The sequence below is a fragment of the Silicimonas algicola genome (assembly GCF_003970735.1).
Taxonomy (GTDB): Bacteria; Pseudomonadota; Alphaproteobacteria; order Rhodobacterales; family Rhodobacteraceae; genus Silicimonas; species Silicimonas algicola.
This window is the reverse complement of the sequence record NZ_CP034588.1, coordinates 3,083,902-3,110,201: the sequence shown is the minus strand read 5'-3', so window position 1 is coordinate 3,110,201 and position 26,300 is coordinate 3,083,902. Positions and strand designations below refer to the sequence as shown.

The following is a 26,300-nucleotide window of genomic DNA, read 5'->3' as shown; positions in this document are numbered from 1 at the left end:
TGCACATCAATGTTCTTGCCTTCACTGAAGGCACCCATTGAGCGGTGTACAGACCTGCGCAATCAACGTCAGGCAGGTTTGTACATGGTCAGAGAGACTGTCCCATTCCCGAAGTTCGTGGCTTACGAGCGGGTCTCGACCGCCCGGCAGGGGAGATCGGGACTTGGGCTCGAGGCACAGCGGAAGGCGATAGACGACTTCGCAGCATCGAGGGGCGCGGACGTCCTGGCCCGTTTCACAGAGGTTGAGAGCGGACGGAAGAACGAACGGCCGGAACTGGCGAAGGCGCTGATCCTTGCGAACCTCACTGGGGCAACGCTGGTGATCGCCAAGCTCGACCGGCTCTCCCGCAACGCGGCCTTCCTCCTGACCCTGAGAGACAGCGGGGCGAGGTTCGCGGCCTGCGACATGCCGGAAGCGAACGACCTCACCGTGGGCATTATGGCACTGGTCGCCCAGCAGGAGCGGGAGGCGATCTCTCGGCGCACGAAGGAAGCGCTGGCGGCCGCGAAGGCCCGCGGGGCGAAGCTCGGCAACCCGAATAGCGCGGCGGCCCTCAGGCGGGCTGGTAAGGGCGGTGAGACGCTCAGGGAGGCTGTGGCTCGGAATGCAGACGAGTTTGCCGAAGAGCTGCGTCCGGTGGTTGACAGCCTCAGGTCCGACGGTGTGATCGCTTCGAGGCATCGCGGATGCCTTGAACGCAAATGGTATGATGACCAGGCGTAAGAGAATGTGGCACGTTTCCAATGTCCGGAACCTGCTTGAGCGGCTCGGAGACGAAAGCGGGTGCGCAGTCCAGGAGTGAGAGAGAGCCTGGAGAGGTCAATGTTGCCTTGCTGGTTCTGTGGCCCATACGTCGGCGGCGCTTACCACCGTCAGTTTTGAGGCCATCGCGTCCAGTGCCACACGCTGCACAACGTTCGCCGGGGATGCAAAGAGACCTCAGATTGCACCACCATCGAACCGATCAGCGGGATCCGACATCAGGGGAAAGCGACGCCGCGGATTGTAGTGAATGGGAGCGGTCGCCCCTCAGCGCAATGTCCGCGTTCGCTCTCTGAACTCTCGACTAGTAGGCTTCGCTGCTTTGTCCAAAACGCGCCGGCGTCGACCTTTTCCCAGCAACTAGGAGACTTGAAGCGCCCGCGCAGTGGGGGCCGGGGCTGCCAGACAGGGTGTCAGTGTGATCGACCGTGCTCAGCCACGGCGCAAGACCGCCATCGCAGTTTCGTACGCCTTCTGTCGCTCAGACTTCGACACGGGCAACGACCAGTCGGCCCTCCGAGTATCCTGAAGTGCCGTCTCACGCGAAAACGAGAACCGCCAGACAATGCAATGGACTGCGCTGATGCATTCCGCCTTGCGGCGGTGCAGTCTCCCGCCGAGGCCTCCCAAGCCCGCCGCGCACCCCCGGTAGCGTTCGGCTGTCGTTTCGCCGAGTTCCTCGTCCATGAGCATCATCACGACGGCCCGGTAGCCGTAAAGCTCGCCCGTGATGCATTCATCGACCGTTTCCTCGCTCCATCCGCGGAACGCTTCGCATTCCGAATGGACGAAGACGCGCACGTCATCCGGCACCGGTATCCTTGGATCGGGCCATGCGATGCCGCCCGCCATCGCCTGAGCAGAAAGGAACAAAAAAATTGCGAAAGGTCTGAACAGCAACATTTGCTTCTCCCGCGTTTGCTCCCCGACCATACCATCTCCGTGGCAGCCTGTCCTGAAGATCGATCAAAGGTCGTGAGACTCGCTGCGCATTTCCTCAGTAGTGAGAGTCGCCATTTTTCTGGTGCGCGGGGTGCTGCCTCGGTTGCACGCGCCGGGCGGTGAAAGGTGTCCAATGTGCGGGGCCTCATGGCCAGATCGGCAAGTTGACTACTGGCTGCCAAAACCACCTTGTCGCAGCGCAAGAGCGGGAATGACGCGCGCTTCCGCAGGCTTGTTGCCTTCAGACGTCGCGAAACCCTCCCTCGCTGAAAGCATCGCACATTCGAGACTGTGCTCCGCCAACGATTTCGTTTCGATTTCGTGCGCGTTTCCTGCGACGCCATCCGGTCCATGAGAAGTTGATCCTGTGAAGCAACTCACGAAACCAGACACATCAGGAGAAGATCATGATCCGCACCACTATCAGCGCAGCTACGCTGGCCCTTCTGGGCACTCTGCAGGCCCACGCCGATCAGTACGCCGTCCGCATCAATGTCGCATTCGATGGAGCGACGCCCGAGCTTCTACAGGCGCTCAGGATCGAAGAAATCGACAACTTCAAGGCCCATGGCAACCAATACGTCATTCTGGAAGCACCCGGCGAAGCCTATGTCGAAGCCTATGTTTTCGCGATTGGCCGCAAGGCCGTCGAGTTGAGCACCCTCGACGCGGACTGGATGCATCCCAGTGTCGCGGAGATGCCGCTTGAGAACCGACTTCGCTTCCTGCGGCAGGTTGAATGCGAGTACTGCGTTAGCTGACACGAGGATTAAGAGTTCGGGCCGACGATCCAGTCGGCCCAGACGGTGGTCGCCTACCACATTACCGGAAACAGAACATGGATATGAACTTCAACGAGAAGACCGGTACAGTGTCGAATGTCCGATCCCAAGTGAGACTTGTCGAAACCGGCCGAATGACGAACGCAAGCACATCTACACTGATCCTTGGTTCCTGCTCGTTCGAGCCGTCGAGCCTGACGCTGCGTGACGCCTCGGGCATGGTGCTGTCGCTGCGGTCGCAGTCGCTGCGAGTACTCGCCCAACTTGCACGCACCCCTGGTCAGCTTGTGTCGCGCGATGCCATTGCACAGGCCGTTTGGCCCGATGTCGCGGTGACGGACGACAGTTTGGTGCAATGCATCAAAGACGTTCGGAGTGCGCTGGCGGACAAGGACAGGACCATCCTCAAGACGGTCATCGGCCAAGGTTATATCTTGAAAGCGCGCGCCGTTGCCGATCCCCTCGGCGCGCTGCCGGAAATCTTCGTAGAGCGGTTTCAGTCTTCGGACACAGTGACGGCGGAACTAAGCGAAGCCTTGTTTGAAGAACTTATGGTGCGCCTGTCGCTGCGTCGAGGGGTTGTAATCGTAACCGACCCGGACCACCGGTCCAACGCGAAGTACCTAATATCCGGTCGAGTTTCGGACAGGTCAGGAACGGCGCGCATCTTTTTCCGTATCACCAGGCGCGGCCACGATGCTGACCTGTATGCAGCCACCGAAGAGGCCGCCGACGCCGAGAAATGGGACCTGCCAGGCTTGGTTGCCGATGCAATTTCAGCCCAACTTCGGGTACGCATGATCATGGGTGACGGATCGGAGTTCGCACAAGCAGACGATACGACACTTTCGGCGCAGGAATTGATGGCGAAGGCGGCCTGGCACATGTGCCGCTTTCGGCGGTCAAACTGGCGGTCGGCCAGGACGGCCATGGAACAGGCGGTTCTGCTGGCCCCGGAGAATCCGACCGTGCTTACGATGCTTGCCGCCGTCGAAACGCAAATGATACCGTTGATCCCGTTTTCGGAGCTTTGCGCAGACCCCGACCGCGCACTCGCGTTGTGCGATCGCGCTGTCGAGATCGATCAGTCCAGCGACTGGGTGTTGCGGACCAGGGGCAATGTCAGGTTCTGGCTGCTAGGCGATCACGAAGGCGCGCGCCTCGATTGTCGCCGGGCCCTTGCGATCAACCCGTCCTATCACCTCGCGCATCTGACGATTGCCACCAGCGACATTCTTTCTGGCGCATTCAAACCGGGTGCACTTCGACTGCAGGAAATGATGCGCCGTGTGAACTTCGACCCCCAGAATCCGCTCTATTTCTCGCTGATCGCGCTGGCGTTGCTGCTGGACGGGCAGGTAGACGCCGCGGTGGAAGCCGCCCGAGAAGGGCACGAACGCAACCCGTTGGGAGCCTGGAATGCGCTGGTCTACGCGGTGGCGGCGTCCGGCAACAATCGCATCATGGATGCCACAGCGTTCCGTAGGATGGTGAACCGCATCGATCTACCCCCGTCGCATTTCCTGGATTTTCCGTTTTTGGACCAAGGTATGGCTGAAGAACTCGCCGCACGAGCCAAAGTAGCCGGAGTCGGAGCGTGACGAGCCTGCCGTATCCGCAAGCGATCCATCATGGGACTTCCTGTGCTCCCCTAAAGCGAACGACCGGTTTGTCGGCACATCTGACGTTCAGGTGACTTGGAACCGAGGGATTGCTGCGAATGTCCGCTCAGAGAGGCCGCAGCGCAGCGGGAGTTCTTGGTGATCAACGTCGGCTATGGGCCGATTCTGTTGAAGAACTCGGCCGGATTTGCGGCGCAGTCGGGCTTGGCGGGTGGAGCAGCCCTTGTGGTCCCGGATGCTGATCCGGTGCTGGGGTCGTCCGGGTGACCTCAAGGTTCAGATCAATTCGCGACCTTCATCCCAGCGAACGCCGGCCGCAGCTTGGCGAGCTTTCGGAGGTTCTGTGCTGTAGCGGCGAGGATGAACTCGTCCCTGGCACCGTTCGGACCCCTGAGGCGCAGGCGCGTGAGGTTCAGGATGCGCTTGAGGTGGGCGAAGAGCATCTCGACCTTCTTCCGCTTGTCCCGGGAGACCTTGTAGGCCTTCGTCTTCCGGCAGTCCCTGGCGAAGTCGCGCGCGTCCTCGTCCGGTGTCCGGGTGACGTATCGCGCGTCGGCGTTCGGGCAGCAGAGATCCTTCGACGGGCAGGCCTGGCAGGTGGCCCGGAGCGCGCGGTACTTGCGTGTGCCAGCGATGTTCTTCCCGCGGCCCGGGTCCGAGTAGTTGCGTCGGAACTGCCGCAGGGCATGGCCTTCCGGGCAGATGTACTGGTCGTTCTCCTCGTCCCATTCGAAGTCCGCCGCTACCACGTTCCGTCGGTTCTCCCGGTCTTGTCGATCACCGGGATGAACGGGATGATCCCGCGCTTCTTGACCAGCCAGCCAAGGTTCTCGCTGGACCCGTAGGCGGTGTCGGCGGCGAGCCATTCCGGGCAGATGCCGAAGCGCTGTTCGGTCCTGTCAAGCATGGTTTGCGAGGCGCCGACCTCGGCCTGCCGGATCGCCCTTGTGCCCTCCACGTCCATGATGACAGAGCACTTGGTGTCGACCAGGTAGTTCGGGGCGTAGGCAAAATAGGGTCGGCTTTCTTCGGCCCGGGTCCACTGGGCGGCCGGATCCGACTTCGCCACGAACTTCGGCTGCGACTCCGAGGCCGCGCCGAAGGCTGCATCATCGAGTGTCTCCAGATACTCCCGCGCCGCACGGTTGCCAGTGGCCCGGGCGACGTCGGGGCTCCAGCCCGCCGCCGCCAGGGACCGGCTCTTGTTGGCATCCGTTGGGATCAGGCTGGCATCAACGGCAAAGCCCTCGCCCGAGATGAGATCCTCCTTCAGGCAGCGCTCGACGGTCGCCTCGAAGATCTGCCGCAGCAGACCGCTCTCCCGGAACTTGCCGTGCCGATACCTCGAGAAGGTGGAATGATCGGGGACCTTGTCATCAAGGCCGAGACGGCAGAACCACCGGTAGGCCAGGTTGAGATGCACGTCCTGGCACAGCCGCCGCTCGGACCGGATTCCTATCACGTAACCGATCACCAGCATCCGGACGATCAGCTCGGGATCGATCGAGGGGCGACCCGTGTGGCTGTAGAACGGCCGAAGCCGCCCGTTCTGATCTTTGAAAAGATGCCGATGACCGCTGTGCGACGAGTTTATTCCGGCAGGCCCGCTTTCGCGAGCCCACTTCTATATGCGTTCTGGAACTCCGGATCCTGGATGATGGGGTTCGCCTTGAGCACATCCGTCACGGTTTGTGGTTCGCCGAGCATTTGCGCTTCTTCGATTTCCCATTCGGCCGCGTCGACATCACCTGTCATGGCGTAGGCGGCGGCGAGCCAGAGGCGCGAAAAGGCCGCCGTCGGACTCATCTCGACGGCGCGGAGGAAGTCCTTGACGGCCAGCGCGTAGGCCTCTTCGAAGTAAGATACGATACCGCGATTCTGGTAGTACCAATAGGGTGGTGTCTGATTAAGATCGAAGGCGGTGCCGATCGCTTGGCGCGCCTCCTCGATCTGTGCGCCCCCGACATAGACCAGCGAGATGAACCCGTAGGCATCGGCATAGTTGGGGTCGATCTCGATCGCGGCGCGCAGTTCCTGCATGGCGCGGTCCCGGCTAGAGGGCGTTCGCCCGAGACGCGACATGATGCGCCCCATTGTCCATCGCGCAAAGGGGTTGTCCGGGTCCAGCCGCACCGCCCGCTCGGCCATCTCGATGGCCAGGACCCGATCCGCCTCGGCGCTTTCACCCCAGCCGAACCGTGACGAGAAGTCGTACATGTTGGCGAGGCGGGCGTAGGCCTCGGTATAGCCGGGGTCCACGTCGAGCGCGCGGCGGTAGAGCGAAATCGCGCGAGTGACGCCCGGACGGTCCAGCGAGGCCTCGAAGTGACGGCCCCGCAGGAGGAGGTCGTAGGCCGAGACGTCGGACGTGCCCGTGCTCATCAGCCGTTCCTGCTCTTGCGGCCGGAGCCTGACGGAAAGCGCGTCGACAATCTTTGACCGGACGTCGTCCTGAATGTCGAAAAGGTCGCCGAGCTGCCGGTCGTAGCGCTGCGCCCAGACATTAGAACCGGTCATCAGTTGTACCAACTGAACGCTGATCCTGATCTGCTCGCCCTCGCGCTGAACGCTACCATCCACCATATGGGTGGCTCCGAAATCCTTCATCGTTTCAGAGACGGCCTCCGGTGAGTTGCGTAGCCCGAAGGTCGTGTTCCGCGACAGGACCTTTATCGCCCCGATGCGGGACAGATCGGTCAGAAGATCCTCCGCCAGCCCTGATGACAGATAGTCTTGTTCCGGATCGCTGCTGAGGTTCTCGAAGGGTAGAACAGCGATTGTAAGCGTCTCCTGCGGTGCCGCTTCGCCGTTGAAGAGAAATGTGGCAGCAACCACAACAAGGAAGAGAGCGGCTACCCACGCCACGATGGCCGCGATCATCCGGGGTCCAAGTCGCCGCCGGTTGTGTTCCTGCCCCGGAACCGCTGACGCGGCGGTCAAAGACGCGTTATCTGGCACCGGAGTCGCCGTCAGCCGATAGCCTTGCTTTGGCACCGTCGCCAGCCGTTTCGCGTCTTCCCCGCCGAGTGCGCGCCGAATCTCGGAGATGCACTGGACGAGGCTGTCGTCAGTGACGTGAGTGTCTGGCCAGACCTCCCGCATCAGCGATTCCTTCGTGACGAGCTTCCCGCGATTTTGGGCCAGAAGGCACAAAACCCGCGCTGTCTGCGGCCGAAGAGGGACCTTAGTGCCATCGGGCGAGGTCAATTCCTCGTTTTCGGAATTGAAGCTAAACGCCCCAATTAGAAGAATTTTTTGAGCTTTCGTCAAATTTCGGGCCAGCCTTCGTGACTTTCGTGGCCGCAAACGAGCTTGCTTACATCAGGCGCTGAGATTGGCGCTGCAACCCGCACCAAACCAATTCCCAAACCACGGAGACCATTATGTTCAGAGCAACCATCATTTCCACCATTTTCGCCGCTGCGGCGTTCCAGGTCTCGGCAGATCCTGCCAAGGACTACGACCTGTCGATCCTTCCCGCGGAAGTCGCCGCGGGCGTCATCGAGCTGCAGAAACACGGCGACCGGTTTGAAGCGGCGATCAGGGCGATCTTCGTTGAGGCGGCGAAGCCTGACTGGACCTTCGGAGATTCCATTCAGGAAACCACCGAGATCACGGTCGTGGCCGAGCAAGACTGATCAATGAAACGGCGAGAAGGGCGGGGCCGGTTTTACATGACGCAAACTTTCCGGACCCGCCAACCTATTGTTGAGGCACGATCTGGTGTGCTGTGCCATTAATCGCTGACCATCTTCCTGTGCCGACGTCTTACCCCCGAAGAGTGCCCATTTGAAACTGAAGTTTGGGTGTCTTCGGACGTTGGCAAGGCATTGCACGAACGGCGGCTAAGGGCCCTCCTGGTTGCGCCGGACCAACTGGATCATGCAGATGCCGCGCCGTATCCTAAATTGGCAGTGAGCCCTGACCAGACTACACGGATCAAGCGCCAGGACGATGTGATCGCATTTGCGTGAGCGGTCCGAGATTGAGCCATTCGACAAACCTGCGCCTCGCCCAAGCATCGCCGAGCAGTTCGAGCCGGCGCGTTTCGATTGCCATGGCCGTGGTGAGGTCGCCACGGACGATGTAGATCGCGTCCGGAAGCGTGCAGGCGACGTAGAGGTTCAACTCTCCGCCCGGGTTGTCGACGCAGAGCTCGCAGCGGCCCTTCTGGTTCAGGAACCACCAGTACCGCTTCGCCTCAGGCTGATCCGTTAGTTCGAGCTGTATCAGGCATCGCTTTCTCCCGAAGACGTCTGGATTGGAAGAGCTCTCAAGGCTCCACACCAGCAGTCCCAGATCGATCTCGTGATCCATTAGTTCGCGCCGTGTCCAGCGTTGTCCCCAGATACCCAGTGCCTCGACCAAGGGAACGAATTCCCGGCCCGCTTCGGTCAGGACGTAGCCCGGACGCTTGGCACCAATGTCGTAACGCGCGACCACGCCTTCCGCGACGAGCCACTTCAGCCGTGAGGAAAGAATTGACGGCGACATTAGAGGAACACCCTTCTGCAACTCAGAGAACCGGCGCGGCCCGGAGGCGAGGTCACGGATGATCAGAGCGCTCCAGCGTTCGCAGAAAAGTTCCGCCGCCTTTGCGACAGGACAGAACTGACCATAGGATTTCACTCTGCGAGCTCTCCGGTTTGCTACAGATTTCGAACTATACCTGACTGCGCATATCGCGTCACGCTGGCGGCATCCCAATTGAGCCAAATGGTGACGCCATGACGAGGAATGCAGCCGCAGCGGGACAGGTCTCCAAATCCGCCGCCGAAATCTACGATGAATTCTTTGTTCCGGCGCTGTTCGGGCCTTGGGCCGGACCGCTCTGCGACGCGGTAGAGGTCGGTCCGGGGAAGGATGTGCTGGATATCGCCTGCGGAACCGGTGCCACGACCCGGGAAGCCGCTGAGCGTGTCGGTCCCAGTGGGCGCGTCGTCGGTCTCGACCGCAACCAGGGAATGCTTGACGTCGCGCGCCGCCGTGCGCCCGACATGGAGTGGATCGAGGGCCTCGCCGAGGCACTGCCTTTCGCCGGAGGCAGTTTCGACAGGGTACTCTGCCAGTTCGGCCTGATGTTCTTCGATCAGCAGACGAAAGCTCTGAACGAGATGGCTCGCGTGGTTCGTCCCGGCGGCCGGATTGCGCTGACGGTTTGGGACGATGTTGCCAGGTCGCCCGCTTACGCCGGCATAATTGAGTTGATCCTTGAGATGTTTGGACAGGACGCAGCCGCCGCGCTAAGGGCGCCTTTCGCGCTTGGCGACAAGTTGGTATTGCTGCGGGTCCTCGAGGACGGCGGGCTGGCGGGGGCGAAGCTGACGACCGCCACCGGAACCGCGCGTTTCGCGTCGATCCGGGAGTGGGTTCGAACGGATGTCCGCGGCTGGACGCTCGGCGACTTCATAGACGATGCAGGCTTCGAAGAGCTGGTTAAAGCGGCGGAAACGCGTCTGAGAGGATTCGCGGCGAGCAACGGCACGGTCGCGTTCCCCGCGCCGGCGCATGTCGCCGTCTGGAACCGCAAGCCTAAGGAGCACGGATGATGTCGTTACAGTGTCCGCTATTCAGAACTCCAGGATGTCCAAGTGGTGCAGCTGCAGCCAATGGCTGCTTTCACGAGCTAGACCGGAAAATTTGCACAGAGCGAAGGTCCGCAATGGGCCGAGGGCGGACGAGGATCGTAAGGCTGCCGAACGTCGGCTAAGGGTGGGAAGCGGTCCCGGATGTCTTGGAGGTTGAACGGCAGCTTAGGGCCGAAAGCGGTCGTTCTGCCATTTCCGCCAGCGTCCCGGGCGGGGCAGGGAAGCCAACGCCAACATTCACCGCCGTGAAAAGTGAACTTGATGGTAGTAGTCCCCTAAGCAGAATTTTCACTACGCGATGGTCATGGTTGCAGACTTAAGGAGACCGCGAGGGTAGTTCTCTCGCAAAATGTAAGGCCAACTTAGTTTGGGCAGTCAGTTGGTGGGTATAACGACATAACTCTTAATTTTGTGCGCAATAACAATAACTTGGATGCAATTTTGGCGGTGCTGTCAGACCAATGCAAACCAGCCTCCGCGGATCTCCGCAAATCGCGAAGAGAGACTTCTGCAGGGAAACCGCTTCCGATGCGGACAGAGACGCGTCTCTGACTACCTCTCGGGCGCGCAAGCCGCGCAAATCGCGGCGGGAAATCTGAGAGATCAGACATCAGGGAAATCCGGAGGGGTTGGTGGCGGAGCGGATGGGCCTGACGTCGAACCTTCGCCACCTTAAGTCATTGATTTTATTTAGCGCGATTAGCAGCCAATGTCATTGACCCTATGCTTCGATGTCTTGACGGGGGCTCGCCGCCAACGTCTACGCACCACCCTGCCTAGCCGACGGTCACGCCGAAGAACATACCCACGGCCGCTGTTGCTGCCATAGCGAGCGCGCCCCAGAAGGTGACGCGAACGGCTCCCTTGATGATCCCCGCACCGCCAACCGACGCCCCGAGCCCGCCGAGCACAGAAAGCGCCAGAAGAGTCGTGGCCGCGACGATGAGAGTGATCTGTGCGGCAGGCACAAGCGCTGCGATGATGAGTGGGATGACCGCCCCGACAGCGAAGGTCGCAGCCGAGACCAAAGCCGCCTGCATCGGATGCGCGGTCACGGTCTCCGAGATGCCCAACTCGTCACGCGAATGGGCGCCAAGCGCGTCCTTTTCGGTTAGCTGGATCGCGACCTGCCGCGCGAGATCTTCGTCGAGCCCCCGCCCGACATAGATGCGTGTAAGCTCCTCCAACTCCGCCTCGGGCGTATCCTTCAGCTCGCGCGTCTCGCGCGCGATGTCGGCCTGTTCGGCGTCAGTTTGTGAACTGACGGATACGTATTCGCCGGCAGCCATCGACATCGCTCCGGCAACGAGGCCGGCAAGTCCGGCGATCAGGATTTCGGGCCGACCAGATCCTGCCGCCGCGACCCCGACAACCAAGCTCGCAGTTGAAACGAGGCCGTCATTCGCCCCGAGAACAGCAGCGCGCAACCAGCCAATGCGGTGAACCATGTGAATTTCGGAATGGGAGAGTCTGCTCATCTCAAAAGGGACTTCTGGGCTGTGTTGCGGTGAATGTCGGGGTGGCCGGGCGACGAACCGCTGTATCGCCAGACCTGCCCTCGACCTGACCTGCGTGCCCCGGCACGATCCTGAGAGCCCGCAATGCGTTGAGAATAACCGCCACGTCGATCAACTCCTGCAGGAGCGCGCCCTGCACCGGGGACAGGTAGCCGAAGGCCGCAGCGAGCATGCCCAATACCGAGAGACCGATCCCGGCCGCGACGCTCTCGAGGGCGATGCGGCGGGACCGTTGCGCGATCTCGATCCCCGGCAGAAGGCGATCCAGGTGATCGACCAGCAGCACGACATCCGCCGCTTCGGCCGAAGCCGCCGCCCCACGCGCGCCCATCGCGACACCGATGTCGGCGGCAGCCAGCGCGGGCGCGTCGTTGACACCGTCGCCCACCATCATGACCGGGCCGTTCTTGCGCTCGCTCAGGACCAGCAGGACCTTCTGATCCGGGGTCAGATCCGCTCGGAGAGCGTCCAGCCCGAGCCCCTCGGTCACAGCCTCGGCGACGGCGCGGCGATCGCCTGTCGCCAGCAGGATGCGACCGACGCCCAGCCGTCGAAGCCCTGAAAGCAGCTCGGTCGTGCCAGCGCGCAATGCGTCAGCCATCACGATGTGGGCGGCCAGTTTCCCGTCAACGCCAAGCGAAACCACCACCGATCCCGCCTCGACCACCGTGCTTTCAGGATCGGCGATGCCAAGCTGCGCGGCGACGAAACCCGCGCCGCCGACCACAACCCTGCGTCCGTCGATCGTCCCGGCAACGCCTTCGCCGGGCGTCTCGACCACGCTCGCGGGGATCGGCAAGGCGGTCCCGCGCGCCTGGGCCGCCCCGACGATGGCCTGTGCGATGGGGTGTTTCGATGCCTGATCGAGCGCTGCGGCGAAGTACAGAATGTCGTCCTCGGACAGATCGCCATGCCTGTCGATCGACACGACCTGCGGGCGTCCGTCCGTCAAGGTGCCGGTCTTGTCGAGGATCAGCGTCGTGATCCGGGCCAGCGCCTCGAGCGGTTTCGCGCCCTTGATCAGCACCCCGAAATGCGCCGCGCGCGACAGACCGGCGACCAATGCCACTGGAACGGCGAGGATCAGCGGACACGGCGTCGCCACCACCAGCACCGCCACTGCCCGGATCGGATCGCCCGTGAACCACCAGGCGGCGGTTGCCAGCGCGACAGTCACGGCGAGGAACAGCAAAGAGTAGCGGTCGGCCAGCCGCGCCATTGGCGCCTTGGATTTCTGCGCCGCCTCGACCAGCCGGACGATCCCGGCATAGGTGCTGTCCGCCGCCCGCCGTGTGACCCGCAGATCGAAGGCCTCGCCCGCGTTGGTCGATCCGCTCATCACGTCCTGCCCCCGCGCCAGCCGGGCGGGCATCGACTCGCCGGTCAGCGCGGACTGGTCGAGCATCGCGCCTGCGCTCTCGACCGTCCCGTCCACGGGAGCGACGTCACCCTGCCGGATCAGCAGCAGATCGCCCGGCGCAATGTCGTCGAGCGGGACTTCATCCAGAGCTCCATTGCGATGCCGCGTGGCGGTCCGGGGCACGCGGGACAGAAGATCGCTCATCTCGCGCCGCGCTCGACCCTGCGCGAAACTCTCGAGAAAGGTGCCGCCCGAATACATCAGCGCGACAACGGCCGCCGCGAGCGTCTCCCCGAAGATGAGGGCGGCCGACATCGACAGCGCCGCCACGATGTCGAGCCCGACCTCGCCTTGCCCCAGGCTCCGGATGATCTCGACCACGAGGGCCGCCAGAACCGGAAGCACGCCCGCCGTCCACGCAATGCCGGCAAGTTCTGGCTGCCCGGACAGCCAAAGGCCGAGGCCGGAGATCAGGCCAAGGAGTGCCAGCCCCAGCAGGGCGACGTTCAGGCGATCATGAAACAATGGTGTCATCTGGTGCATGTCCCGGCGTCAGCTCACGCGCTCGGGATCTGGACGGGTCTCGAACAGCCGTCCCACTCTCGTTTCGCGAAGATGATCGCCCTCACGATCAATAAAGAGAGCGTTCAAGTTACATCTACGCGCCAACATCGCGCCCTCCAAGCTTCCTTTTACCATCAGCGCCGTCGCCCAGGCATCCGCCTCGGCGCATGTCCGGGCGACGACCGTCACCGAGGCGGGCGACGCGATCAGGGGCGCACCGCGCCCGGGGTCCATGGTGTGCGACAGGCGGCGGCCCTGCACCTCGACCCAGTGCCGGTAGTCCCCCGAGGTCGCCACGGCGGCGTCCTGCAGCGCGAGAATGGTATGGGGCGCGCGGCGGGCGGGGTCAGGTGCTTCCACGGCGATGGTCCATGCTTCCCCGTCAGTCCGGAGCCCGAGCGCACGCATCTCCCCGTCGATGCCGACAAGCGCGTCACCGATCCCATGCGCCGTCAGCGTCTCGGCCAGCCGGTCGACGCCATACCCCTTGGCGATTCCGTTGAGGTCCAGCGCCAGCGGCGAAGTTTTGCCGACGAGACCTGTTGTCCCGTCGATGTCGAGCGCCTGATGGGTAGGCACACGTTTGGCTGTCATGGCGCTGCGGATGCGCTCGGGCGCCGCGGCCTCGAGCCCGAACCCCCAGGCCGTCACCGCGTCGCCCATGCCGATGTCAAAGGCCCCGCCCGAGGCAAGACCGATCTCCAGACCAAGACGAAGAACCTCGCTCAGCCGATCCGGTACCGTGACCCGAGCGCCAACAGGCGCTGCGTTCAGGCGCATCAGATCGCTTCCCGCGTTCCATGTGGACATCTGCGCGTCGACCTCGCCCGTGGCCGCCTGCAGCGCCGCCTGGACCGGCGCCGGATCGAAGCCATCCGGCGCGAAGAAGAGCGCCGACCAGCGCGTGCCCATGGTCGGGCCGTTCAGGGCAAAGCGCACCCTCTCAGTAGACATCTTCGACATACCGCCCCTCCGTCTTCAGAACCGCTGGGGTGAGCCCGGTCGGTGCAAGGATATCTGCCAGCGCATCCGCCACGCCCGCCGCCATATCGCGTCCACCGCAGACCATCACACGTGCCCCGTCGAGGATGAGCTGAGCGACCAACGCCGCGTCCCCGCGCAGCGCATCCTGCACGTAGTGGGGTTTTGTCCCGCGAGACACAGCCGTGACCAGACGGATCAGACGGCCCTCTTTCTGCCAGGCGCGCAGCTCCTCGCCGTAGAAGAAGTCGCTGTCCGGATGACGCATGCCGAAGAATAGGTGGACGGGCCGCTGCCGGGCATTGTCGCGCACAAAGCCCGCCAGAGGTCCGATCCCTGTGCCTGCGCCGATCAGGATCAGCGGGGCGCGGCCCCGCCCCGTGCAGAAGCCGGGATTGCGGCGGACGAAGGCGGTGACTGTGTCGCCGGGTTCGAGGGCCTCAACTGGCCAGAGGCGAGGCCTCCGGGATGCTTCTTGACCACAATCTCGATGAAACCGTCGCGGCGCGCAGAGGCGAGCGAGTAGAGACGCGGCACGGGGCTCCCCTCGGGCATGATGCCGATCAGATCGCCCGCGTCGAACCGGGCGAAGCCGGCACCGACGAACCGCTGCCAGAGGCTGACGCGCGGCAGGGCGAAGTGAAGGATCGCGGTTGGGGCCTGTACCTCTGCGCCGTAGTCCCGCCGCGAGACGAGGGTCAGCGTCTCGGTTGCCGGGCGAACAGTCTGGTGGCACAGCTCGAGATCGACCCCAATAGCGTCTCCGAGGGCGCCGCCCCAGCGGGCGAAGTCCTGCGGCGACTGCCGGTCGACGGTGTCGATGGCCATGAGCTGCGGCCAGCCCTTCGCCTCGGCGGCTGCCGCAACAGCCTTGGCGAAGGCGCAGTAGGCCGGAAAGCTGCGGTCGCCGAAGCCGAGAACGGCCAGGGGCGCGTCGGGTGCGCGGTCGGCTGCTGCCAGCCGGTCGAGAAAGCCCTTGGCCGAGGCAGGCGCCGCGCCGTCGCCATAAGTCGCGGCCAGCACGATGATCCGGTTGGCCGCAGGATAGCGTTCTGGCGCGAAGGCCGACATCGGTGCTGTGTGCACCCTCTGCCCGGCTTGCGTCAGTGCGGCGTGGAGCGTGGCCGCAAAGCCCCAGGTGCTGCCGCCCTCGCTGCCGACGAGCAGGATCGTCTCGGCACGTCCCGCGGGCTGATTGCCTCCGATGCGCTGCCGCCCCCTCCGTCGCGCGAGCCAGACGACAACGCCACTCACGCCCATGGCCGGGACGCCGAGCGCAATCAGCCCCAGAACGAGGCCAAGCGTCGCCGCTCCCTGTCCGGTGTGCAGCATGTAGATGGTCTGTGATATGCGTTCCCAGCCAGTAAGGTCGGTCCAGGCGAGCAGCGCACCGGTGCCCTGATCGAGATACCCGGTCCCCTGGTCGGTCTTCAGCGTGAAGGCGTCCGTCGCGTCGCCGGGATAGGGAAAGCTTAGCTCCTGCAGCTCAGTGACGGGCGTCTCCGCCAGAACGAGCATCTGGCCAGGCGCGAACCCCGTCTCGCCGCTCACCTCAACCGGCAAGGCTGGCACGCCGCCACCGGGAAGCAGATCGAATGTGGACGCCGTCATCCACAGGGCGGTGGTAGACGACAGGACAAGGCCGACCACCGCGATGCGGGCGATCTCGACATGAAGTCGGCCAGCAAGGGGTCCGCGCAGCCGCGTGAACCAGTTCCGCCAACCGCCGACACGCCGGGCGACCAGCAGGACACCGGAGAACGACAAACACAACATCGCCGCGGCACCCATGGCCATGGCGATGCGCCCGCCATCGCCGAGGTACAGCGAGCGGTGCAGATTGGTAAGCCAGCGTTGCGTCTGGTTGGGGTCGGCGGAGGCCGCACCCTGACCAGTGGCGGGGTCGATCACTGCGGCGCCGGGCGTGCCCTGATCGAACCAGTAGGCAGTGATCCGGCCCGAGGGCGCGCGGCGGATTTGCTCGACGCCCGGATAGGCGCTTTGAATGCGATCCGCGAGGGTGGCCACCGTCATGCCCGTCTCGGCCTGCGGCGCGACAATGCGCTCGGCCGCAGGGAAGACCGACAGTGCCGCGCCGCTCAGGGATAGGACGGTGACGAGAGCGAGGGCCAAGAGACCCGGCCAGCGATGGAGTGCACGGATCATGGCCATCACCCCTCACATATCGTAGGCGAAGCTGGCGATGTAGCGTCGGCCGGTCACCGGAGTGCCGGCGCCAGCGGTCGTCAGCGGGACGGCCACCTCGTTCGGGCTGTCGCGCATGTCCTCGACCGCCGCGTCGATGTGGAGCGTGTAGCCCGCATCGAACAGCGCGTCGGCCAGATCGAGCGTGATCCCGAGCGTGCGGCCCGCGCCGACGCTGGCGCCGGTGATGCCGTTGACCTGAGCAGCGTCGCCGCCGGTGGCGCGGTACCAGTCGCTCAGATGCTCGTAGTACTTGGACTTGCCGCCGGCCATCCAGAGGCTGCCCATGTAGGCGCCGGAGGCATCGGTGACGTAAATCGCGAGATAGGCGCCGTCGCCGCCGTAATTGTTGAGGGTCGTGGTCAGCGTCACCGGCCTTGCTATGGCAAGGCCGGGAAGCGTCAACGCGGTGGTGAGCGCGAGCGTTGCGAGAAGCGATTTCAGTTTCATCGGATCGGTCCTTGTTCGGAGAGTTGCGGCGAAGTGGCTCAGTTCACCTGGACTTGCGGCGGGGCGCCGTTTCCGAAGAGACCATTCTGCGGGGGTGGAACCGTTCCAGCGGGCGCGGGATTGCTGGCGCCACCGCTGCAATTGTCATCGTCATTATCGTCATCATCGTCGTCGCAGTCGTCATCATCATCATCGTCATCATCGTCATCGTCGTCGTGACCGCGCCGGGAGCCGTCCCGCCAGCGGCGATCGCCATCATCGTCGTCACTGGCGAGAACGAGGGGCAACGTCTGTGCCCCCTCTTCGAACAGCGCAGTGAACGGCAGAAAGCCTCCGTCGGCGGGCGCGTGTATCGCGCTCCAAGCCGGTATACCAATGGCGGCGGTCAGGGCCGTCGAGGCGACGAGAAGTGTCAGGGTCTTTCTCATGGCAGGGTCTCCTTTCGTCTGCTGAGGACAATCTGGAGTGCCCACCTGAGGGCTTCCTGACGCGTTGGCGGTTCCTGCTTCAGCTTGCCGTCAGGAAGAAAAGCGTCGCTCCACAGACAAAAGCCCCGCCGATGAGGGCGGGGCGAGGTCGAGCCGAAGGGACGGTCGGCTCTGGCCTGTCGGCGCTAGTTTTGGGGTGCTCAGGTGATGTCGCCGTATCCCGGTGCGCGCTTGTCGCCTGTGACCATTGCGCGGGCGAGGTTCTCGCGATGCCGGAAAGACGTCAGCACCACGCCTCCGACATGAAGCGCGGCCAGCAGCAGCATGAGATTGGCAAGGATCTCGTGCAGCTCTTCAACCGCCTCTTCGCCGCGCTCGCCGTACTCGCCACCGTCGTCGTCTGCCCAGGCGGGCGCGACTATCTGCGGCAGGTCTGGCAGCATCGCCACACGTGCTGGTTCCGCCATAAGCCAACCGGTGAAGGCGGTACCCGACAGGGTCACGAGCAGCGCCACCACCATGGCGGCACCGGCCGGGTTGTGGCCCAGGTATCGCCGCTCCTTGCCGCGAGCCATGTCTCCGAGATAGGCGAGCGTGTCGCGTGGGCCTTTCAGGAATTGCGCGAAGCGCGCATAGCGGCTGCCGACGAGTCCCCAGATCAGCCGGAACGCCACGAGGCCGGCGACGGCGTATCCCGCGATCTCGTGCACGGGCTGCAGCTCGTCCGCGGTCAGCCAAGCCGTCGCGAACGCGGCGACCAGACCCCAGTGGAACACCCGGACGAGAGGGTCCCAGACCCGGACCTTGCCCGACGTCCTGGTGTTCATCGTCGCAGTGTCATGAGTGGTTGCGTCAGTCATTGTCGCCTCCTTCGCGGTCGCGGCGGGGGCGATCGTCGTCGTCCTCGTCCTCGTATTCGAACTCGATCACCTGGAGCGTGGCCGGATGGACCGTCACCTCGATCCGACGCCCCTCGGCATCCCTGCCATCGATCTCGTAGCAGCCGTCGTCGATCTTGATGCGGCGCACCGTCCAGCCGTTCTCCTCGGCCAGCTGGGCAACGGCGTCGCGCGGTTGCCAATCGGCCATCGGCACGAAGCAATCGTCGTCCGCCAGCGCGACACCGGCTGGAAAGACCGCGAGAAAGCCGAGAATTGTCAATGTCTTCTTCATGGGGCACACTCCTCGCTGCGGCCATCTTGATGCACTTCATGCGCGGCGAAGCTGACGGCAGCCTGAAGGGGCTTGGCCCACACGCTTCAGCTTCGTGTCAGCCAGACGGATCATGGAGGGTCATCGGGAAAGGACGGGAACCATCATGCGCATCCTGCTGATCGAGGACGATACGGTGCTGGGCGCCGCGGTGCGCGACCAGATAGCCGCGGATGGCCAGTCGGTGGACTGGGTCACGCGGCTCGACGTTGCCGACGACGCCGTGCGCGCCACGTCCTTTGATCTGATCCTGCTCGATCTCATGTTGCCGGACGGCCGTGGTATCGGTTTCCTCAAGGGCTTGCGCACACGGGGGGAAGCGACGCCGGTCATCATACTGACGGCGTTGGACCAGGTGTCGGACCGGATCGAGGGGCTGAACGCGGGGGCCGACGATTATCTCGTGAAGCCCTTTGATCTCGCCGAATTGTCAGCGCGGATCGGCTCGGTCGCCCGGCGCTATAGCGGCAACCCGAACCCGATCATCACGCACGGGTCGCTTCAGATCGACCTGGCCGCGCACAGCATTTATCGCGACGGCAGGTCCGTCCAGCTGACGGCCCGGGAATGGGCGCTCTTCGAGGCGTTTCTATCCCGCCCGGGTCAGCTTCTGTCGAAGGCGCAGCTGGAAGAAAAGCTCTACGCCTTCGACACCGAGGTGGAGAGCAACACCATCGAGGTTCATGTCAGCCGTCTGCGCAAGAAGTTGGGGAGCGCGGTCATCGAGACCGAGCGCGGAATGGGCTACAGACTGGGTAAAGCATGAAGTGGCCCGCCAGCCTTCAGGCGCGGCTCGGCCTGTCGCTGGGCCTCGTGCTGACGGTCCTGTGGCTGCTGGCCGCTACGGTCACGGCGGTGATAGTGCGGGGCGAGATGGACGAGGTCTTCGACAGCGCCCTGCGCGAGACCGCGGAACGCATCCTGCCGCTGGCGGTGACCGACATCGTCGGACGCGAGGACCAGGGGGTGACGCAGCGGCTCGCGCCAATTCGCGAGCACGACGAGTTCTTCACTTACCTCGTGCGCGACGCCGAGGGTCTGATCTTGCTGCAATCCCATGCGGCAGACCCCGCAGTGTTTCCACCCTACGATGGGCCGGGTTTCCGCCAGACCGCAACTCACCGGCTCTACAGCGACGCGGCGCTCCAGGGGACGATCCGCATCACCGTTGCCGAACCGTTGGCGCATCGCGCGTCCGTCGCGCGGGAAATCCAGGTGGGCCTCGGCCTGCCGCTCCTGATCGTGCTGCCACTCGCGCTTGCGGCGATTGTCCTGGCCGTCCGCTTCAGCCTCAATCCCCTGCGCAGGTTCCGCGCGCGCCTAGAGGCGCGGGGCGCCCGTGACCTCTCGGAGGTTCCCGCCGACGATCTGCCGACGGAGATCGGCCCGCTGGCCACGACCCTGAACAGCCTTTTGGCCAGGTTGCGCGAAGCGTTCGAGGCAGAGCGCAGCTTTGCCGCCAACGCAGCGCACGAGCTGCGAACCCCGCTGGCAGGGGCCATCGCGCAGGCGCAGCGGCTTCAGTCGGAAACGCAGGACCCGGCCACGGGAGCGCGGGCTGCAGAGATCGAGGCGACGCTCAAGCGCCTGACCCGGCTTTCCGAACGCCTCTTGCAGCTTGCGCGGGCGGAAGGTGGGCGCCTGCGGGTTGACCGAAGCGCAGACCTGAGAGCCGTTGCGCGTGTTGTGGTTGACGATCTGGGGCGCGCGGGCGCGCCAGGCCGCATCGCGCTGACGCTGTCCGAGACGTCGATCATGTCGGACATCGACCCCGACGCGTTCGGAATCTTGTGCCGAAACCTCGTAGAGAATGCCCTTCTTCATGGGACAGAAACTGCACCGGTCGATGTCACCCTGACGGCCGATGGGCAGTTGATCGTCGCAAACGACGGGCCCACCCTGTCGCGCGAGACCCTTGACCGGCTGACAGCACGTTTCGAACAGGCAAGTGAAGGAACCGATGGCAGCGGGCTTGGCCTCGCAATAGTGGCCGCCATTGCAGAGCGTATTGGCAGCTCCCTCATCCTGAAATCGCCGCGGTCGAATGGCGCATCGGGTTTCGAAGTGACGCTTGATCTTCCGGTAGAAGGATCGAGGGGATCCAACCGGAACGGCGCTGTCAGTCACTGACCGTTGGTCCAGGATTCACGATACCTGCCTACTGTTTACATTGATGCTGAATCGGCTGTTCCTGGGGCGCTGGTCGACGGTGTGGTCGGTCGTCGCCCTCTGTGTCGTTGCGCACCTGACGTTGGTCGATCCACCCGGGCGGATGTTTGTTCCACGGCCACGTTGGGGGCAGAAAGAACAGACGCCTTTTTTGCTGTAAGTCAACGGCATTGTTTCTCGCTCATGCGCAGATGCGCATGAGATGGAGATTGCATGATACGCACGAATCCGGTCGCAAAACCTGCGGCAATCCGGCTGCGCAACCCTCAGCAAGTCTGCATTCTCGCTCTTCAGAGAGCAGCTTGATCAAGATCAAATCATTTTATGCACAAGTGCACTAAGGTCTTGGAGAGCACACATGGGTGCTCCATTCCTTTGAAAGGAAGCATAATGTATGCGATTCGAACCATATTTGGTCTTTCCGCTCTGGTCTTCGCGACGACTGCGACAGCCGAAGGCGACCTGAGCCGCGCAAACGTTATTGATGTCGCAATCGAATTAGGCAGCAACGATGAGGGGATGTATTTCAGTCCTGACAACTATGAGTTCGAGACCGGCCAGGCGTATCGGTTGATTTTGACAAACGTCGATGAAATCAAGCATGAAGTTGCGCTGAACGAAATGGGTGAACGCATATTCACCCGCAAGATCGAGGCATCCGATGTCGACGGCAATCTGATAACTGAGGTCAAAGGGTCGATCAGGGAAGTCGAAGTTGGTCCGGGCAGGACGGTTGAATGGTTTATTGTACCTGTGCAAACGACAGATGGTCCTGTGGAGATCACATGTGAAATCCCTGGCCATTATGAATCAGGAATGCATGCAAGCGTCGTGATAAACTAGCGCATTCGGTTTTGTCGGCTTCATAGGCCGGCGAAAAATACATGCGGCGGGGCTATACTTTCTGATCAGCAGCGCTTCGCATCCTCAATATGAGTTCTTGTTGAGACAAGGTGTGGCGACAAAAAATCATTCGCATGCGGAAACCCGCAAATTGGCACTTAAGTCGTCACAGGTTATGTCGACACCAAAGAATGGCTTTTTGCAATCGTTATTGGCTCGTATAAAGGTAGCGGACCTTAGCCCGGAGCGTCAGCAGGAAGGCCGCGTTGCGGCTCAACCGGTCGAGCATGGCAATCACCAAGGTCGCTCCGGTGAGCTTGGCGAGGGTCAGCGCCTTGACCAGTTCAGGTCGCTCGTTCTTCCCCCCGCTCTCGACCTCGGTAAAGCGTGCCAGGACGTCCGCACCTCGGGAGCTGGCGAAGTCGTCGATGGCCTTCCACTGCGCTTCGAGGCCGAGGCCCGACATCTCTTGCCTGGCGGTTTAGACCCGCTCGTAGGCGACGAACTTCTGCGATGGGGCAGTCTCTCTGACCATGTACACACCTGCCTGACGTTGGTTGCGCAGATCTGTACATCGCTCCGAAGAAGTCCGGAGTGTAGGATGTTATGGCCTAGCACCTCGGTATCGCCGGACTAAGCCGATCGATTAACGCAATCATGTACCTGCAGCATCATGTCGAAACCCCCACTTGATGATCGCGATGATAGCACACGGGGCAGTTTCGACGAATCTGCCAAGGGGATCTTGGCTCAACACAGCAACGCGGCCTGTCTCACGCTTTGCCAACGATCGCCCCACGCTCCTCGTATTCGCGGCCGCTGCATCTTTCAGAAAGGCGTGTGCAGCAGCGTGGCGAGCACGAAGATGGACACGATCGCAAGGTATTTGCTTCGGTTCAGTCTCGCCAGGCTCAAGCCGCCTTCTCCATAGCCGGTGATCGCGACGCAGCCTGACAGCTGCCTCATAGCATCGGAACGACCAGTTCTAGCTGGCTGGGGAACTTCCAGCGCCGGAAGGCTCAGGGCCCTCGACTTCGCATGCGTGGCAAACATCGCCAACTCTCTTTAACAGACGGACCGCACAGGCCTCCAACATGGAAGTCGAGAGGTACGCAACAGGATACACCGGCTCATCGTACCGGCACGGGTGACCCTCAGTCAAAGTGGCGGCGGTTGCCCTGCCTCTCCGCGCAACAATCACCCCTGGCCTCGTCCACCGTCGCGCGGGCCGGGCAGCGTCACAACTTATCCGCGAAGGTTTCACCCCTCGGCCATGATGGCGGTGTGTAACAGAGCCCTTCCGCGTGCTGACACTAACGTCGCGACCTACGAGCCAGTTTGATTTGGATCAGCGCGCGATTCCGAGATTCCCCTAGTTTTCGGATACGCGTCGCTTGGCGCGAAAGGAGCACTCCATGGACAAGGATCGGGTGATCGGTTCCGCGAAGGTCGTCAAGGGAAAGGTCAAGGAGGCCGTCGGAAAGGCGGTGGGAGACGCCAAGCTTGAGACTGAGGGCAAGGCCGACAAGGCCGAGGGCAAGGTTCAGAATATCGTCGGCGGGCTGAAAGATGCGCTGCGCGGTGAGTGACCGTCAGACTCAGGTGGCAGTTTCCGCGCACCGGCGCCGCGATCCATGCAAGGTGCCTCCATGGTCGAGGCGGGCGCTATACGCGGGGCGTCGGGAGGCGCGATCAACATGAGCCGCAATGCGCTTTATCTCGTAATCGGTTTGCTTGCCGCCGGAGTCCTTGTCGTGGGCTACCTGTATTATCAGGAAAGCCGGAACCGGAGCGGCATCGAAATCGAGATCGGTGAGCACGGCGTCTCGATAGAAGAAAGATAGTCCGCCAGACCTTCTCGGACTGCGAATCGTGCAGGACGCATCAGGCAAGACCGGAAGATGCGTCCGGTTCTCGTAATACTCAACGGATTGGCAGGATCCTGCCATCGACGTCTTGAAGTACCTGAAGGGGCTGCGTTTCGTCATTGGGCAAGGCTAGGGCGGGCACGACTCTGTCTCAAGGCCAGCTCTTCTAACAGTGCCCCTGAAAGGACTGCATCTCGTGATCGGGCGAGGGTAGGACGAACCTGTCTCCGGGCAAGTTCTTCAGGCAGTGCCGTTGAAAGGCGATTGTTTGGGCATTGCAGCAGGGTAGGCCGGACGCCGCTTCGTCTCAACTCACGGTTCTCTGACACGACCAGCGCAAATGTTTCAACCCTCGGGGGCCGCGCTGGAAGAAGTGGACGCGATCTCAAGCGCGTCGAGGATGTCCTGGGTGTGTTCGCCCAGCCTCGGCGGCGGACGGCGACGGTTGACCGGCGTGTCCGAAATCTGACTTGATGCAACACCGCGACGACCGGACCTTCGCTGGGATGGTCGTATCGGTGGAAGAACCCGCTTTCCTTTAAGTACGGGCAAGAGCCTACCTTTGTCTTGTCTTGAATCTCTTAGTTGGTGGCTCTGTAGGATCTCTAGACGTTTGGCTACGTGGCGTTCTGTTCCTTGGCCTTCTTCTTCATAGCCTCTACTTCTTTCTTGGAGTAGCCTTCCGCCCATTTGTCCAGTCGGTACCGCTCAGTGCCGTCCGGTAGAATATACACAGGCTTCTTGGCCGTGCTCCCTCCCGAGGTCTTCTTGGTCTGACTAGCCTTTGGCGTCGCCTCTTCCTTCTTGGAAAATTCGCTTGTCATGTTCTTGAGCTTGTCCAAGAGATCTTCAGCTTCGTCACGCAGGTTCACACTCCGAGCCTTCTCAACAAACTGCTGAACCTTGGGTCTGATCTCGTTTACGAGATCCTGCATTTCGGATAGTGCCTTCATTCTGGCGTTCCGAATGTCTTCTAACCAGTCTCGCTTTTCGTTGTCGGCCATGTCGTTGCCTCCGCTCAGTTGGACGCAGTGTAGGGCCTCTTAGCGCCTTGGTCTACGGAGTCTACTACTACAAAATTTGAAGGTGTCATTTTCTTAGGACTACCGCGCCCCGAGGCCAGCAGAACCTGATGGTGTGTTGCGGACCAGGGGCAATGTCAGGTTCTGGCTGCTAGGCGATCACGAAGGCGCGCGCCTCGATTGTCGCCGGGCCCTTGCGATCAACCCGTCCTATCACCTCGCGCATCTGACGATTGCCACCAGCGACATTCTTTCTGGCGCATTCAAACCGGGTGCACTTCGACTGTAGGAAATGATGCGCCGTGTGAACTTCGACCCCCAGAATCCGCTCTATTTCTCGCTGATCGCGCTGGCGTTGCTGCTGGACGGGCAGGTAGACGCCGCGGTGGAAGCCGCCCGAGAAGGGCATGAACGCAACCCGCTGGGAGCTTGGAATGCGCTGGTCTACGCGGTGGCGGCGTCAGGCAACAATCGCATCATGGATGCCACGGCGTTCCGTAAGATGGTGAACCGCATCGATCTACCCCCGTCGCATTTCCTGGATTTTCCGTTCTTGGACCAAGGTATGGCTGAGGAACTCGCCGCACGAGCCAAAATAGCCGGGGTCGGAGCGTGACGAGCCTGAGTTACTCGCATAGCAATCGTTCATTGGGCTTCCTGTGCTGCCCTACAGCGAACGCCGGTTTGTCCGCAAAGCGGGTGCAAGTGCACAGTGCAGCGAGCGCAATTCTTTTCCTCTGCGACATGCCGGAGGCGAATGACCTGACCGTGGGCATAATGGCGTTCGTTGCCCAGCAGGAACGGGACGCGATCTCGCGGGGGACGAAGGAAGCGCTGGCAGCGGTCAAGGCGCGCGGGGTGAAGCTCGGCAGTCCGAATAAGGCTGCGGCCCTCAGGCGGGCTGGGAAGGGCGGTTACGCGCTCCGGGCGGCGGTATCGAAGAATGCGGACGGGTTCGCGGAAAGTGCGCGTCCGGTGCTCGAGACCAGGCGCGCTCAGGGTACGACCAACCTCCGAGGGATTGCAGCGGAACTGAACGACCGCGGGATGCTCACACGGCGCAGCGGGGATTGGCGGATGTCGAACGTGAGGTACCTGCTGGGACGACTAGGGTCCAATTGACCCGAGTAATTTGGCCCAATCCGCTACTATCAGACTGAGAACTGAAATGGTTGCGCGGACGCCCATTGGCGCAAGAAATTGTTCGTCGAGAAACTTGAACGTTTGACTCTTGCCAGAGAAGCGCAGCCACATGGCGCCTCACCACCTAAAGAAGGGTCTTGAAACATGAAGAGCATATTTGTTGCATCGCTGATGGCCTTCGGCGCTTACGGGTCGGCATACGCTGGCGGTCTTGACGAACCGATCATGGAACCTGTGATGGCGCCTGTGATCGTCGAAGAACAGTCCGGGACGTCCGGAGAGTTCGTTCTGCCTCTTATGGTAATCGCCATTATCGCAGCGATCGTCGCCGCCGACTGACGATCGGATCGATCTCAACGGCGCGAGCATGACCTGTCGGCAGCTCGCGAACCGGGATCGTGCCTGCGACGGGCGCGGTACGCGCCGCACGTGGGTTAGCGCCAGAGGCAGGACTGTACCGCTTATGTACCGGGCTCGAGGCGAAGCGGAAGGCCAGCGACGATTTCGCGGCATTGAGAGGTGCCGACGTCCTGGCTCGCTTCACTGAGGTCGAGAACGGGCGCGAGAACGAACGTCCGGAACTGGCCAAGACGCTGACCCTTGCGAAGCTCAATGGGGCGACGCTGGTGATCGACCGGCTCAGCCGCACCGCCGCCTTTCTGCCCACGCTGCGGCAAAGCGGCGTCAGGTTCCTGGCCTGCGACATGCCGGAGGCCAACGACCTCTCGTTGGTATTATGGCTCTCGCCGCGCAGCAGGAGCGCGGCGCGATCTCCCCGCGGACGAAGGAGGCGCTGGTAGCCTTGGGTCAGCGGGCGAACGGAAAAGCCGAAGTGACCT

General features: G+C 62.6%; 28 protein-coding genes and 2 pseudogenes. 15 read left to right on the top strand and 15 right to left on the bottom strand.

The window, feature by feature from the left end; all coding sequences use genetic code 11:
* The first annotated feature begins 15 nt into the window (after positions 1 to 15).
* Complete coding sequence (locus tag EF888_RS15235; protein WP_241239690.1) at positions 16 to 726, top strand: recombinase family protein; 711 nt, start codon at positions 16 to 18, stop codon at positions 724 to 726.
* A complete protein-coding gene (locus EF888_RS22520) occupies positions 710 to 805 on the top strand; it encodes a hypothetical protein (protein ID WP_338143034.1) in 96 nt (31 codons plus the stop codon). The genes EF888_RS15235 and EF888_RS22520 overlap by 17 nt, the downstream gene beginning before the upstream one ends.
* A 392-nt stretch (positions 806 to 1,197) precedes the next feature.
* On the opposite strand, the gene EF888_RS15230 is transcribed toward EF888_RS22520, so the two are convergent.
* Complete coding sequence (locus EF888_RS15230; RefSeq protein WP_164721718.1) at positions 1,198 to 1,638, bottom strand: hypothetical protein; 441 nt, start codon at positions 1,636 to 1,638, stop codon at positions 1,198 to 1,200.
* A 476-nt stretch (positions 1,639 to 2,114) separates the two neighbouring features.
* Between EF888_RS15230 and EF888_RS15225 the strand changes: the two genes are divergently transcribed.
* Both EF888_RS15225 and EF888_RS15220 read left to right on the top strand, forming a co-directional pair.
* Positions 2,115 to 2,468 carry a hypothetical protein gene (locus tag EF888_RS15225; protein WP_109761023.1) on the top strand — a complete coding sequence of 118 codons (354 nt, stop codon included), beginning with the start codon at positions 2,115 to 2,117 and terminating at the stop codon, positions 2,466 to 2,468.
* A 77-nt stretch (positions 2,469 to 2,545) separates the two neighbouring features.
* Entirely contained in the window at positions 2,546 to 4,090 is a 1,545-nt protein-coding gene (locus tag EF888_RS15220) for a winged helix-turn-helix domain-containing protein (RefSeq protein ID WP_109761024.1), read from the top strand.
* Positions 4,091 to 4,392: 302 nt separating this feature from the next.
* Here the strand turns inward: EF888_RS15220 and EF888_RS15215 are convergent.
* Both EF888_RS15215 and EF888_RS15210 read right to left on the bottom strand, forming a co-directional pair.
* A pseudogene (locus EF888_RS15215) lies at positions 4,393 to 5,672 on the bottom strand (transposase); the annotation flags it as partial.
* Positions 5,673 to 5,701: 29 nt separating this feature from the next.
* Positions 5,702 to 7,264 carry a winged helix-turn-helix domain-containing protein gene (locus tag EF888_RS15210; protein ID WP_164721717.1) on the bottom strand — a complete coding sequence of 521 codons (1,563 nt, stop codon included), beginning with the start codon at positions 7,262 to 7,264 and terminating at the stop codon, positions 5,702 to 5,704.
* Positions 7,265 to 7,494: 230 nt separating this feature from the next.
* On the opposite strand from EF888_RS15210, the gene EF888_RS15205 reads away from it, so the two are divergent.
* Positions 7,495 to 7,749 (top strand): hypothetical protein, encoded by a 255-nt coding sequence (locus EF888_RS15205; RefSeq protein ID WP_109761026.1) that lies wholly within the window; start codon positions 7,495 to 7,497, stop codon positions 7,747 to 7,749.
* Positions 7,750 to 8,050: 301 nt separating this feature from the next.
* Here EF888_RS15205 and EF888_RS15200 read toward each other — a convergent pair whose 3' ends face one another.
* Positions 8,051 to 8,740, bottom strand: a complete 690-nt coding sequence (locus EF888_RS15200) for a winged helix-turn-helix transcriptional regulator (RefSeq protein WP_164721716.1) — start codon at positions 8,738 to 8,740, stop codon at positions 8,051 to 8,053.
* A 98-nt stretch (positions 8,741 to 8,838) separates the two neighbouring features.
* Between EF888_RS15200 and EF888_RS15195 the strand changes: the two genes are divergently transcribed.
* A complete protein-coding gene (locus EF888_RS15195; RefSeq protein WP_109761027.1) occupies positions 8,839 to 9,660 on the top strand; it encodes a class I SAM-dependent methyltransferase in 822 nt (273 codons plus the stop codon).
* Between the two features lie 815 nt (positions 9,661 to 10,475).
* Here the strand turns inward: EF888_RS15195 and EF888_RS15190 are convergent.
* The 8 genes and pseudogenes from EF888_RS15190 to EF888_RS15155 all read right to left on the bottom strand — a co-directional run bounded on the left by EF888_RS15190 (position 10,476) and on the right by EF888_RS15155 (position 18,377).
* Positions 10,476 to 11,177 (bottom strand): VIT1/CCC1 transporter family protein, encoded by a 702-nt coding sequence (locus EF888_RS15190; RefSeq protein ID WP_109761028.1) that lies wholly within the window; start codon positions 11,175 to 11,177, stop codon positions 10,476 to 10,478.
* 1 nt (position 11,178) lies between these two features.
* A complete protein-coding gene (locus EF888_RS15185; RefSeq protein WP_241239689.1) occupies positions 11,179 to 13,110 on the bottom strand; it encodes a heavy metal translocating P-type ATPase in 1,932 nt (643 codons plus the stop codon).
* 18 nt (positions 13,111 to 13,128) lie between these two features.
* Positions 13,129 to 14,103, bottom strand: a complete 975-nt coding sequence (locus EF888_RS15180; RefSeq protein ID WP_109761030.1) for an FAD:protein FMN transferase — start codon at positions 14,101 to 14,103, stop codon at positions 13,129 to 13,131.
* Positions 14,084 to 16,287, bottom strand: a pseudogene (locus tag EF888_RS15175) (PepSY domain-containing protein). Before EF888_RS15175 ends, EF888_RS15180 begins: the two are co-directional and overlap by 20 nt.
* A 12-nt stretch (positions 16,288 to 16,299) precedes the next feature.
* A complete protein-coding gene (locus tag EF888_RS15170) occupies positions 16,300 to 16,770 on the bottom strand; it encodes a DUF2271 domain-containing protein (RefSeq protein ID WP_109761065.1) in 471 nt (156 codons plus the stop codon).
* 44 nt (positions 16,771 to 16,814) lie between these two features.
* Entirely contained in the window at positions 16,815 to 17,204 is a 390-nt protein-coding gene (locus EF888_RS15165) for a hypothetical protein (RefSeq protein ID WP_109761031.1), read from the bottom strand.
* Positions 17,205 to 17,404: 200 nt separating this feature from the next.
* Entirely contained in the window at positions 17,405 to 18,064 is a 660-nt protein-coding gene (locus EF888_RS15160) for a cytochrome b/b6 domain-containing protein (protein WP_109761032.1), read from the bottom strand.
* On the bottom strand, positions 18,057 to 18,377 hold the full coding sequence (locus EF888_RS15155) for a PepSY domain-containing protein (protein WP_109761033.1): 321 nt from the start codon (positions 18,375 to 18,377) through the stop codon (positions 18,057 to 18,059). The genes EF888_RS15160 and EF888_RS15155 overlap by 8 nt, the downstream gene beginning before the upstream one ends.
* 145 nt (positions 18,378 to 18,522) lie before the next feature.
* On the opposite strand from EF888_RS15155, the gene EF888_RS15150 reads away from it, so the two are divergent.
* The 3 genes from EF888_RS15150 to EF888_RS15140 all read left to right on the top strand — a co-directional run bounded on the left by EF888_RS15150 (position 18,523) and on the right by EF888_RS15140 (position 21,428).
* Positions 18,523 to 19,182: a response regulator transcription factor gene (locus EF888_RS15150; RefSeq protein ID WP_109761034.1), complete on the top strand. Its 660-nt coding sequence runs from the start codon at positions 18,523 to 18,525 to the stop codon at positions 19,180 to 19,182.
* Positions 19,179 to 20,546: an ATP-binding protein gene (locus tag EF888_RS15145; protein WP_109761035.1), complete on the top strand. Its 1,368-nt coding sequence runs from the start codon at positions 19,179 to 19,181 to the stop codon at positions 20,544 to 20,546. Before EF888_RS15150 ends, EF888_RS15145 begins: the two co-directional genes overlap by 4 nt.
* A 429-nt stretch (positions 20,547 to 20,975) precedes the next feature.
* The gene (locus EF888_RS15140) at positions 20,976 to 21,428 is read left to right on the top strand and encodes a cupredoxin domain-containing protein (RefSeq protein WP_109761036.1); all 453 of its coding nucleotides are present in this window, start codon (positions 20,976 to 20,978) and stop codon (positions 21,426 to 21,428) included.
* Positions 21,429 to 21,636: 208 nt separating this feature from the next.
* Here the strand turns inward: EF888_RS15140 and EF888_RS15135 are convergent, their stop codons facing one another.
* Entirely contained in the window at positions 21,637 to 21,894 is a 258-nt protein-coding gene (locus EF888_RS15135) for a recombinase family protein (protein ID WP_241239688.1), read from the bottom strand.
* A 362-nt stretch (positions 21,895 to 22,256) separates the two neighbouring features.
* Positions 22,257 to 22,394, bottom strand: coding sequence for a hypothetical protein (locus EF888_RS21910; protein ID WP_164721715.1), 138 nt, complete (start codon positions 22,392 to 22,394; stop codon positions 22,257 to 22,259).
* 449 nt (positions 22,395 to 22,843) lie between these two features.
* Between EF888_RS21910 and EF888_RS15130 the strand changes: the two genes are divergently transcribed.
* Entirely contained in the window at positions 22,844 to 23,017 is a 174-nt protein-coding gene (locus EF888_RS15130; protein ID WP_109761037.1) for a CsbD family protein, read from the top strand.
* A gap of 60 nt (positions 23,018 to 23,077) precedes the next feature.
* On the top strand, positions 23,078 to 23,272 hold the full coding sequence (locus EF888_RS15125; RefSeq protein ID WP_109761038.1) for a hypothetical protein: 195 nt from the start codon (positions 23,078 to 23,080) through the stop codon (positions 23,270 to 23,272).
* A gap of 641 nt (positions 23,273 to 23,913) precedes the next feature.
* Here the strand turns inward: EF888_RS15125 and EF888_RS15120 are convergent.
* Positions 23,914 to 24,300: a hypothetical protein gene (locus EF888_RS15120; protein WP_109761039.1), complete on the bottom strand. Its 387-nt coding sequence runs from the start codon at positions 24,298 to 24,300 to the stop codon at positions 23,914 to 23,916.
* 322 nt (positions 24,301 to 24,622) lie between these two features.
* Here EF888_RS15120 and EF888_RS15115 point away from each other — a divergent pair, with 322 nt between their 5' ends.
* From EF888_RS15115 to EF888_RS22300, 4 genes are all read left to right on the top strand, one after another.
* The gene (locus tag EF888_RS15115; protein WP_126918589.1) at positions 24,623 to 24,934 is read left to right on the top strand and encodes a hypothetical protein; all 312 of its coding nucleotides are present in this window, start codon (positions 24,623 to 24,625) and stop codon (positions 24,932 to 24,934) included.
* A 128-nt stretch (positions 24,935 to 25,062) separates the two neighbouring features.
* Complete coding sequence (locus EF888_RS22690) at positions 25,063 to 25,440, top strand: recombinase family protein (protein WP_478403544.1); 378 nt, start codon at positions 25,063 to 25,065, stop codon at positions 25,438 to 25,440.
* 165 nt (positions 25,441 to 25,605) lie between these two features.
* Positions 25,606 to 25,800, top strand: coding sequence for a hypothetical protein (locus EF888_RS15105; RefSeq protein ID WP_109761042.1), 195 nt, complete (start codon positions 25,606 to 25,608; stop codon positions 25,798 to 25,800).
* A 173-nt stretch (positions 25,801 to 25,973) separates the two neighbouring features.
* On the top strand, positions 25,974 to 26,261 hold the full coding sequence (locus EF888_RS22300; protein ID WP_241239687.1) for a hypothetical protein: 288 nt from the start codon (positions 25,974 to 25,976) through the stop codon (positions 26,259 to 26,261).
* Positions 26,262 to 26,300 lie beyond the last annotated feature (39 nt).